Genomic DNA, 690 nt, shown 5'->3' with positions numbered 1-690 from the left:
GTGTACAAACACAAGCATTTGATTAGCAGCAGATATTTTTTTCATCATCTCTTCACTGATCGGTGCGTTTACAAGTTTTTCTACGTCGGCTTTCTTGCTTTTGTTTGTTAATAAATATCCTTTTTCCCATTTAAAATCACTTAACTTCGATACATCCACTGAGCTTACACCTTTTTGTTCAAATGATTGCTGAATATTCTCCCCCATTTTTTTATCGTTGGTGACTTGGGCATTAGAACTGCACCCTACTAAACAACAAAAAATAAGGCCTATTGCTATAAGAGCCTTCACTTTTGCCTTCCTCCTCTCTACCATTCTTTTAGACAATTCCAACTTTGTACCATTTTAACATATAATTCCCATATTCTTCGCTGAAACAGAGAAAGAATACGCTTACATAATTTCACGCATATAAATGTGATTTATTTATAAGTTTTTTCTGAATATTTTAAGAAAATTTTAATATTTTATTTAGTTCGTTTTTAAACTTTATCTTTAGACTAAAAAATAAGTTAAAAATAAATAACGCAGGAGGAAAACAATGACTTGTCTATCTGAAGTTTTAAAGTTTAATGAAAAATTTGTAACAAATAATCAATTCGAGGCTTTTCAAACATCCAAATTTCCTAACAAAAAAATAGTGATCTTAACTTGCATGGATACACGTTTGTTAGAATTACTTCCTAAAGC

2 pseudogenes are annotated in these 690 nt (G+C 30.3%); one reads left to right on the top strand and one right to left on the bottom strand.

Annotated elements, in window-relative coordinates:
• A pseudogene (locus tag AC1DRF_RS31090) lies at window positions 1-291 on the bottom strand (hypothetical protein); the annotation flags it as partial.
• Window positions 292-541: 250 nt separating this feature from the next.
• Between AC1DRF_RS31090 and AC1DRF_RS31085 the strand changes: the two are divergent.
• A pseudogene (locus AC1DRF_RS31085) lies at window positions 542-690 on the top strand (carbonic anhydrase); the annotation flags it as partial.

The sequence above is a fragment of the Priestia sp. P5_B4 genome, from assembly GCF_056400385.1.
Note: the sequence above shows the minus strand (reverse complement) of the source record. Positions and strands in the feature narration are given on the sequence as shown.